Raw genomic sequence first — 9083 nt, 5'->3', positions numbered from 1 at the left:
TTGGTGTCCTGCATCCCGCGGTTCTACGTCACCGCTCTCCTCGGCGCAAGGCCGGCGAGCAGGCCGCTCACCCGCCGAGTGGCCCGCGCAGCCGGCCCGACCTACCCACGCCATTCCCGGAAGGACCAAAGGAGAAAGGGTAAGGGGTAACGGACAAGGGCAGCGAAAAAGGAGGAAGGAGAAAGACCAAAGGGCAACGGACGACGTCGCAAAGGGCGTCGACGCGGCCGACGTGTCCCGGTCGGCATTGCCCTTTGGTCTTGGCCCTTTCTCCTTATTCGCTGCCTTTGGACTTTGGCCTTTGGACTTTTCGCTGCCCTTTTCTCATGCCATTTCCCTCAGTCGCCGTACTGATGTGGTGAGGATGGCCACCAGTTCCGTGGCTTCGGCGTGGAGGGCTGTCACTTCCGTCTCGTTACCGCACTGATGGGATTGCGCGAGGAGTTGGAGCCAGTACTGCGCCTCGCGCGCTTCGCGGAGGGCGCCGGATCTCAGGGAGATCAGGTGGCGGCGGGTGAGCGCAGATTCTGCTTCCGCGCAGTGCGCACCGATCGCAGTTCCTGCACGCAGGCTCTGCTGTAACACCGACGCCGCCACGCGCCCGCGCCTGCGCTCGCTTGCGTGAAACCGCAGCAACCGCGCAGAAAACGCCGCACACCGCACCACAAGATCCCGCCGCGTCGTCGCCATGATGCCGTTCTCCACAGCAACCCGGATGCCACCTTCGGTCCTTCCGCCTTCCCGTTCCTGGCCTTTCCCTTTCCCCCTTCCTCCTTCCCCCTTTGGTCCTGCCCTTGTCCCTTACCCTTTTCCCTTTTCCCTTTGACTACAATTCAGCCCATGGTTCCTGTCGTACTCGTGACGGGCGGCAGCCGCGGGCTCGGTCGGGGGATTGCGATCGAAGCCGCGGCGGCTGGTCTGTCTGTCGCCATCAACTACCTCAGCAACGAGGACGCCGCGCAGGAGACCGTGCAGCTGTGTCAGCGCGCGGCATCGCGTGAGGAGCAGCGGTTCACGATCGTGAAAGGCAACGTCGCCGATCGCGAAGGGCGCTTCGACATCGTGGAGAAGACGATCGACGCGTTCGGCAGGATCGACGCGCTGGTCAACAACGCCGGCATGGCGCCGCGCGCGCGCGTCGACATCACGGAGATGACCGTCGCGTCGTTCGAGGAGTTGATGCACGTCAATCTCCAGGGACCGTTCTTCCTGACGCAGGCAATTGCCAATCACTGGCTGATCAACAGCTACGCGCCGGCGCTCGCGGGCGGCTTCAAGGTGGTCTTCGTCACGTCGATCTCGGCGGACACCGTGTCGCTCAATCGCGGTGAGTACTGCATCTCGAAGGCGGGCCTGGCCATGGCGTCTCGGCTGTGGGCCACGCGGCTCGCCGACGAGAACATCCAGGTGGTCGAAGTGCGTCCGGGCATCATGACCACGGACATGACGGCCGGGGTGAAGGAGAAGTACGACGCGCTGCTGGCCGAAGGACTCGTGCCGCAGCGGCGCTGGGGCACCGCCGAAGACGTCGGCAGGGCCGTCCGCGCGATCCTCTCCGGTTACTTTCCGTTCACGACCGGCGACGTGTTCCACGTCGACGGTGGCCTGCACATCACGCGCCTATGATTGCCATCGACTCCACGCTCACGCCCGCCGCGCTGCTCGGTCACACCGAGCGCCTCTTCGACCTCTCGGCCCGCAAGCTCGCGCTCATCGAGACGACGTGGAATCGGTCGGAGGGCACGCCCGTCTTCACGATACGTGGCAGGTACTCGTCGCGCGGCTGGACGGAGTGGACTCAGGGGTTCCAGTTCGGCTCCGCGCTCCTGCAGTTCGAAGCCACGGGCGATCCGGCGATGCTCGCGATTGGCCGTCGCGCCACGCTGGCGCACATGGCCACGCACGTGAGTCACGTGGGCGTCCACGATCACGGCTTCAACAACGTCTCCACGTACGGCAACCTCCTGCGCCTCGCGCGAGAAGGACGATTCGCCGCCACCGATTGGGAAGTGAACTTCTACGAGTTGGCGTTGAAGGTGTCAGGGGCGATCCAGGCCGCACGATGGACGGACCTGCCGGACGGACTCGGATACATCTATTCCTTCAACGGCCCGCACTCGCTCTTTGCCGACACGATGCGATCCCTGCGATCGCTGGCCGTGGCGCACGCGCTCGGGCACGTGCTGATGGGCGAGCGCGACAGGAAGATCTCGCTGCTCAAGCGTCTCATCCAGCACGCCGATACGAACGCCCGCTTCAACGTGTACTTCGGCCGGCGGCGCGACGCGTACGACGTGAAGGGCCGCGTGGCGCACGAGTCGATCTTCAACCTGAACGACGGGTCGTATCGCTGTCCGTCGACGCAGCAGGGCTATTCGCCCTTCACGACGTGGACGCGCGGCCTCGCGTGGGTGCTCACGGGATACGCCGAGCAGCTGCCGTTCATCGAGTCGCGCCCGTCGAGCGAGTTCAAGGCGATCGGCGAGAAGAAGGCGAGCGTCATCGCGCGCTTCCTCGACGCCGCGCGCGCCACGGCGGACTTCTACATCGCCAACACGCCGACATGCGGCGTGCCGTACTGGGACACGGGCGCGCCGGGCCTGGCGCGGATGCCCGACCACCTCGATCGTCCCGCCGACCCGTACAACGATCACGAACCAGTCGACAGCTCCGCCGGCGCGATTGCCGCGCAAGGCCTGATCCTGCTCGGTCAGTACCTCACGTCACAAGGCCGGCGCCGTGACGGCGCGCGCTATCTCGCCGCGGGCCTCACCACCGCCCGCACGCTGCTCTCGGAGCCCTACCTGTCACTGAACCCGAAGCACCAGGGGCTGCTGCTCCATGCCGTGTACCACCGCCCGAACGGCTGGGACCACATCCCGAAGGGCCGCTCCATTCCCTGCGGCGAGTCCTGCATGTGGGGCGACTACCACGTACGGGAGGTGGCAGGGCTGATACAGAGACAAGTGAAAAGACCAGAGGTCAAAGGGTAAGGACAGCGAAAAAGGCGGAAGGGACAAAGGGGAAAGGGTAACGTTGAAACGCATGGGCGGCGTGTTCAGGCGGCTGATGGAGCGGATTCGAGGCAAGGAGGAGGAGCCGGAGCCTGTTCTGCCTCGTCACGCATACAAGGACGTGTGGCGCGGTCTTGCCAAGACGGAAGACGGTGCCAAGTTCTGGGTGCAGGGCTCGACAGACGAGGATCAGCTCGTACGTTCGGCCGACTACTTCATTGGACAACTCGATCGTCTCGTGGGCATCCGACCCGCCGACGACGTGCTGGAGATCGGGTGCGGCGTGGGGCGCGTGGGCGCTGCACTGGCCCCGCGTTGCCGGTCGTGGACGGGCACCGATGTCTCTCCCAACATGGTGTTGCACACGCGCCGGCGCCTCGCCGACAAGCCCAACGTGCACGCTGTGGAGATTTCAGGATACGACCTCGGGCCTATCCCGAGTGAATCGCTCGACCTCGTGTACTGCACCGTCGTCTTCATGCACATCTCCGAGTGGGAGCGCTTCAGTTACATCGAAGAAGCCAGGCGCGTGCTCCGACCCGGGGGACGCCTCTACGTCGACAACATCTCGCTGTGCACGGGCTACGGCTGGGACTTCTTCCAATCGTCGCGCGCGAGGTCACCGGAGACCAGGCCGCCGCAGATCGGCCAGACGTCGACGCCACAGGAGTTCGAGGTCTATTTCCGCAAGGCGGGCTTCACCGAGTTCACCGTGCAGGAGATAGACGACGCCTGGGTCGTCGGCACAGCAGTGAAATGACAAGGGAAAAGTCCAAAGCGTAAGGGACAAGGGCAGCGAGAAAGGCGGAAGGAACAAGACGAGAAGCGAACGCCCAACGGGAAAGACGCACTCGAAGTCGTGCGCGGCCTCGCTGAGCGACCAGGACTCTCGAGCGACAGTGCCATCGCACAGTTCTCCCACATTGCGCGATGGCACGCCCACAACGAGTGGCTACGCCACACCGCCACGTTCCTCATCGATCGAGAACTGCGTCGTCACGGGGTGGCTGAACTGGCCACCGCGCTCGACGACGAGACGCTTCCGTGGGCCTGATACTCACCTTCAAGACAAGGACCTCAGCCAGGCGCAACGTGCCGTCGTCGACGCGATAGATTGGCAAGCGGTTGTGCAACAGGCGCTCGACACTCGGCTGGCCGATCCGAGGCCGCTCAGACTGCTGTTGCGGCTGCTGCCAGTTGAGCACCGTGTCGAAGCGCTGGACCTCATCGCCGACAACCTTCCCGATCTACTTCCGGTTGTGGACGCGCTCGCCTGCTACTTTCAGCCGCTCGATGCTCTCGAACGGCATCGCCCAAGCCTGGGCTCGGAGTTGCTCGAGTTGGTCGCCGCCGCCAGACTGCCTTGCGACGAGCATGAAGCGGTGTGGCTGTTGGCGCCGTTTGCTACATCGACAAACCGACGACACCTGGCTCAGTTGCGAGTTCTTGCACGGAGCTCACGCTCGGCATTCGTCAGGCGCCAGGCCGTGCTGGGGCTTCGTTCGATTGGCGACGCTGCCACGCTGCGGGAGGCGAAGCACCGAGTTCGAGACGCCTTCGACTGGGAGCAACAAGCGCTGCTGCACGCGTGCACGCTCCTGTCGGGTCCCGATGTGCGAACTCTCGCTGCCGGACTTGGCTGCCACGAGCCGGAATGGGACGGAGAGACCGCGCTCCTCAAGGCTATTGCGTCCAACTGTTCGAGCCTCGCGTGGACCTGACGAACAGCACGGGCTGCGCCGGTGCCTTTGCAACGTCGCGCGTTGCCCTTTCTCCTTGCCCCCTTTTCGCCTTTTTCGCTGTCCTTATCCTTTACCCTTTGGACTTTCGAGCCCTTTTCTCACTCATGCCCAATCCCCGTCTCCCTGGCGAGCACGTCCAGCGTCCGTGCGTAGAGGTCCTGGACTTCCTCCGGGCTGCCGGCGATCACGGTGAGACCCAGTTTTCCGTACTCGGACAGGGCGCCGATGAGGTGGAAGAGGACGCCTGATTCCGTGCGGTGACTGTAATGCAGACCGTTGTCGGTGACGATGTCGATGAGGTCTTCGGGGAGGACGCCACGATATGTCGTGGCGCGGAGGTTGTCGGTGGCCATGTAATACTTCGGCCGGCCGCTGAGTGATACGAAGTTGCCCGTATCAGGATCGAGCGTGCCGCCGGTGAGAAACTGCAGCGCGAGGAACGGGTGCGTGGTACCGAGCACGCGGAGGTTGATCTCGAGTGCCGTCAGCTTCCACGGATCGTCGGGCGCGTCCTTGAACGCCAGGAAGTCCACGCCGAACCGGCTCACCACGCCCTTCTTCGCCAGCACCTCGCCGATGAGGACGCTCCGGTGCTGGATGGCCATCCGGTAGTCCTCGTGCGCGGGGAAGCTGCAGCCCTGGTACACCTGTCCCGACGGCCCGCCCAGGATCTGATCGTGTGTCGAAGTTGGCAGCACTTCGCCCGTCGGGCTCGTGCGCAGCTGCGCCGACGGCGACACCTTGATCGCGGCCTCGATGAACTCCTCCACGATGCCGCCCATGCGCGTGAACTTCTGGAAGTAGTTCTGGTAGGTCTCCCACGGCACCGCGAACTCGAGCTCGCGCAGCGCCTTGCGGATCGCGAGCCTGTCGTCAGGTTCCTCCGGGTACCTGAAGATCGCGTTGCCTTCGCCGGAGAAGCTCTCGTTCAACTTCACGACGGCCTTGCGCAGGCCGGGCCGACGTGCGCCGAGTTCGACGAGCGCGTCCTCGACGTCCGCTTCACCCGTCAGATCCTCGAAGCCTTCGGGCAGCTCGACCCCCGCCTCGCGGAACACCTTCCGGCTGCCTGATTTCGTGCCGAGGTAGTTGAGCGTCGGATCGAGGCCGTTGAGCGGGATCCCCAGCAGCACGGCGAGCTTCCGTTCGAGCGGCGTGGCGTTGAAGATCGTGAGATACGCGCGCGAGGGATCGGGGATGGCGTCGCGAATACGTTCGATGAGGCGCGGACGTTCCAGGATCTTCTGCGTGAGCGGCCGTGGTGACGCGTCGTACGCGCACAGCATCGTCAGCCGCGCGCGTGCGTGGCTGGCGGGCACGCCGGCCAGCAGGTGCAGGTAGTAGTCGAGGATGAGCGGATGCACCGGCTGCGACGTCACGTACACGACGTGCGCGCGCGGATTGCGCAGGCGGATCAGCAGGAACAGCAGCCGCTCCTCGTAGAACGTGGCGCCATCGAGCTTGCGCAGCTCGTCCTGATCGAGCGTGAGCGAAGGCACGACCACCGACGTGCCCGGCTGGTCGGCCGTGCGCATCAGCACGTCCCACACCTGGTTCAGGCGCGGCTTGAGCTCCTCGAAGCGGCGCAGTTCCTCTTCGGACGAGAGGGTGGCGGCAAACGGCGGTTTCGGAATCACAGTGCGGCTCCCAGCTCGTCGAGCGACAGCACCTCGCCGCCGGCCAGCATCGCCAGTGGTGTGGCGCGCTCGTGGAGGGGCCAGCGCCGCCCGAGACGCTCGGCCGCCAGGCGTGCCCGTCGCAGCACGTGATACCGCAATGGCCCGTGCAGCGAGAAGCTGGAAGTGAGGGCGAGCTGCTGTTCGCGGGCCGGATCGTCGAGCGCGTCCATCAGGGTCTTCCGCCGTTCTTCATACCATCGGTCGTCGATCTTGCCGGCGGCGTGACGCCGTCGCAGCAACGCGAGCTGGCGCGGTCGATTGACGATCTCCGGATGATGATTGACGCCGAAGATGCGCGGCATGCCGTCTTCCCGCATCCGCTCCACTTCGAGCATCGTCAGGGCCGGGCCCTGAGTGCCGCCCACGCCGAGCGTCTCGTAGCCGATGGCGTGCATGCCCGGCGGGAGCGGGCGATCGGGCAGCAGGTCGTACAGGCGGCTGTCGAGCACGGCGATGCGCCGGGCGTCGCCGGCCTGCCCGCTCAGGAACCGGAACCATGGGTGCGCGGCGGCGTCGGCCGTGAGCGCGTTCTCGAGGATGCCGGCGCTCTTGCCGCCCTTGTCGGCCCCGCGCAGATGCGCGTCGGCCACGCCCAGCCAGCGGCACATGATGCCGAAGCTGTGGCAGATCGCGAGGAAGGCGCCTTCAGGGTGGTCCCGGAGGTCATCGAAGAACTCGAACACCACGGGCTCCCACGACGGATCCTCCGTGATGCCCTGGCTACCGGGATCGACGCCGTCGTTGCGGCGTGGATCGAGGTGACCGGGCCCACCCGTTCCGATGCAGAGCAGACCCGCCTGGTCGTCGACGGCGGGGCGTCCGCCGTGGCGACGCACGTCGTAGGAGGTCACGCGCACGCGCAAGCCCGCCTGCTCGAGCGCGTCGCGCGCGTCACACACCACCTGGCGCAGGGAGCGGATCACCGCCGCGTGGCCGAGATTCGGCCAGCCGTGGTTCATGTCGAGCACGGCGATGTCGATCGTGCCCGCCTCTGGCACCGGGGCATCGTCGTGCGTGGCGACCCGCTGATAGAGGAACCCGCTCAGTGGATGGCGGGTGGGACAGTCGGCCTCGCAGGCGTGGTGACCGTACGCATACTGGAAGCGGCAATCGAAAGGCACGGTGGTGTCGCGATCCTACAACCTGATTGGCCGGACACACACGTCCGGGCCTGCCATGACGCTAGCCGCGTGGCGCGGTGTCGGTGTCTGCGGCGGGTGCGTGGGCCGCGATCGCGGAGTCGAGCGCGCGGCGGGCCAGCCAGCCGAGCACGCCCAGTACCGCGACCGATACGACGATGGTGACGACGACCGAGCCGAAGGCGTCGCGATGGCTGAAGTCGAGCGTGGAGAGGTGGGAGCCGGCCCGCACGGCGACGGCGGTGCGCGGCGCGAGGCCGATCAGCGTGCCAAGGAGATACGCGCCGGGCACCACGCGCGCGGCGGCCATCGCGGCGTTGCTCAGCGCGAACGGTGAGTTGGGCGGCACGCGGACCAGTGCCACCACGAGCAGCGTCTTCCACCAGGACTGCCCGACGAGGGCGTTACGCACGGTGAGCCAGCGGGGCCGTTCCGCGAGGGCCGCTGCCGCGTGGTCGGCCGACAGCCATCGCGCCCACGCGTAGTTGATCCCCGCCGCGAGTGCGAACCCCGCGAGCGCGGCCGGCAGGCCCACGCGATCGCCGAACGCCCAGCCGCCGAGAATGGCGGGTGCGTACGTGGGCAGCAGGGCGAAACCGCCCAGGACGGCAAACCCCGCGACGTACAGCGCCACGCCGCGTCCGCCCAGCGACTGGAGCCACGGCCCGATGCGTGACAGGTAGCCGATGAGCAGTGCGGCCCCGATGGGTGGCAGCAGCAGCGACACGACCGCCAGCGGCGCCAGACGGCGTGCGGCCGTCGGCATGCCGCGCTCGGGCTCGGTCGTCATCCCCTGCCCGTCGCGTGCTGCCCGCGCTTGTAGACCTCCCACAGGAGCGGCAGCACCGACACCAGAATCACCACCAGGATGATGTGGTGGATTTGATCGGCGAGAGGACTCAAGCCGAGGAAGTAACCGATCCACAACAGGCTCGTCACCCACAGCACGCCACCGAAGATGTTGTAGAAGACGAAGCTGCGATACGGCATCTGCGCGACACCGGCGATGAAGGGCACGAACGTGCGCATCACGGGCACGAAGCGCGCGATGACGAGCGACAGGCCGCCCTTGTGGGCATACAACTCCTGCGCCTCGTAGAGGTACTTCTTCTTGAAGAACCTCGAATCGGGCCTGTTGTAGATGGCCCTGCCCGCGCGCGTGCCGAGCACGTAGCCCACCTGATCGCCGACCACGGCGGCGATCACGAGCAACGCGTTGGCCACCCAGATGTTCATGGGGGGCAAGCCCGGGAACGCGCCCGCGCAGACCACGCCGGCCGTCACGAGGAGCGAGTCTCCGGGGAGGAAGAAGCCGGCCAGCAGGCCGGTCTCGGCAAACACGATGCCGACCAGGACGGTGAGTCCGCCCCACGCGATCAGGGCCCTCACGCCCTCGTCGGTGTGCAGCGTGCGGAGCCAGTTGAAGAGATCCGTGAACAGTTCCATGCAGAGGGAGTCGAGGGGCCAGACGCCGGCCCGAACTACAAGGATACGGCAACAGGCAGCCGG

Annotated in this window: 10 protein-coding genes; 5 read left to right on the top strand and 5 right to left on the bottom strand. The window is 66.2% G+C overall.

Annotated elements, in window-relative coordinates:
• Positions 1–324: 324 nt before the first annotated feature.
• Entirely contained in the window at positions 325–690 is a 366-nt protein-coding gene (locus tag IT182_06345) for a four helix bundle protein (protein ID MCC6162952.1), read from the bottom strand.
• 150 nt (positions 691–840) lie between these two features.
• Between IT182_06345 and IT182_06340 the strand changes: the two genes are divergently transcribed.
• From IT182_06340 to IT182_06320, 5 genes are all read left to right on the top strand, one after another.
• Positions 841–1626, top strand: coding sequence for a 3-ketoacyl-ACP reductase (locus tag IT182_06340; GenBank protein MCC6162951.1), 786 nt, complete (start codon positions 841–843; stop codon positions 1624–1626).
• Positions 1623–2993 (top strand): glycosyl hydrolase, encoded by a 1371-nt coding sequence (locus IT182_06335; protein ID MCC6162950.1) that lies wholly within the window; start codon positions 1623–1625, stop codon positions 2991–2993. The genes IT182_06340 and IT182_06335 overlap by 4 nt, the downstream gene beginning before the upstream one ends.
• A gap of 43 nt (positions 2994–3036) precedes the next feature.
• Positions 3037–3774, top strand: coding sequence for a class I SAM-dependent methyltransferase (locus IT182_06330; GenBank protein ID MCC6162949.1), 738 nt, complete (start codon positions 3037–3039; stop codon positions 3772–3774).
• A 99-nt stretch (positions 3775–3873) separates the two neighbouring features.
• Positions 3874–4068: a hypothetical protein gene (locus IT182_06325; GenBank protein MCC6162948.1), complete on the top strand. Its 195-nt coding sequence runs from the start codon at positions 3874–3876 to the stop codon at positions 4066–4068.
• 73 nt (positions 4069–4141) lie between these two features.
• Positions 4142–4735: a hypothetical protein gene (locus IT182_06320; GenBank protein ID MCC6162947.1), complete on the top strand. Its 594-nt coding sequence runs from the start codon at positions 4142–4144 to the stop codon at positions 4733–4735.
• A 119-nt stretch (positions 4736–4854) separates the two neighbouring features.
• Here the strand turns inward: IT182_06320 and IT182_06315 are convergent, their stop codons facing one another.
• From IT182_06315 to IT182_06300, 4 genes are all read right to left on the bottom strand, one after another.
• Positions 4855–6291: a carboxylate-amine ligase gene (locus tag IT182_06315; protein MCC6162946.1), complete on the bottom strand. Its 1437-nt coding sequence runs from the start codon at positions 6289–6291 to the stop codon at positions 4855–4857.
• Between the two features lie 98 nt (positions 6292–6389).
• Positions 6390–7556, bottom strand: coding sequence for a hypothetical protein (locus IT182_06310; GenBank protein ID MCC6162945.1), 1167 nt, complete (start codon positions 7554–7556; stop codon positions 6390–6392).
• Positions 7557–7617: 61 nt separating this feature from the next.
• Positions 7618–8364, bottom strand: coding sequence for a VTT domain-containing protein (locus IT182_06305; GenBank protein ID MCC6162944.1), 747 nt, complete (start codon positions 8362–8364; stop codon positions 7618–7620).
• Positions 8361–9020 (bottom strand): VTT domain-containing protein, encoded by a 660-nt coding sequence (locus tag IT182_06300; GenBank protein MCC6162943.1) that lies wholly within the window; start codon positions 9018–9020, stop codon positions 8361–8363. The genes IT182_06305 and IT182_06300 overlap by 4 nt, the downstream gene beginning before the upstream one ends.
• Positions 9021–9083: the final 63 nt, after the last annotated feature.

The organism is Acidobacteriota bacterium, assembly GCA_020845575.1.
Taxonomy (GTDB): domain Bacteria; phylum Acidobacteriota; class Vicinamibacteria; order Vicinamibacterales; family Vicinamibacteraceae; genus Luteitalea.
The sequence above is the reverse complement of the archived record's forward strand: the minus strand, read 5'-3'. Positions and strand labels throughout refer to the sequence as shown.

Bases quoted from the DNA above. Each gene is read 5' to 3' on its own strand.
- IT182_06345 (MCC6162952.1), bottom strand. From the start codon at position 690: ATGGCGACGACGCGGCGGGATCTTGTGGTGCGGTGTGCGGCGTTTTCT.
- IT182_06340 (MCC6162951.1), top strand. From the start codon at position 841: ATGGTTCCTGTCGTACTCGTGACGGGCGGCAGCCGCGGGCTCGGTCGG.
- IT182_06335 (MCC6162950.1), top strand. From the start codon at position 1,623: ATGATTGCCATCGACTCCACGCTCACGCCCGCCGCGCTGCTCGGTCAC.
- IT182_06315 (MCC6162946.1), bottom strand. From the start codon at position 6,291: ATGCGCACGGCCGACCAGCCGGGCACGTCGGTGGTCGTGCCTTCGCTC.
- IT182_06305 (MCC6162944.1), bottom strand. From the start codon at position 8,364: ATGACGACCGAGCCCGAGCGCGGCATGCCGACGGCCGCACGCCGTCTG.
- IT182_06300 (MCC6162943.1), bottom strand. From the start codon at position 9,020: ATGGAACTGTTCACGGATCTCTTCAACTGGCTCCGCACGCTGCACACC.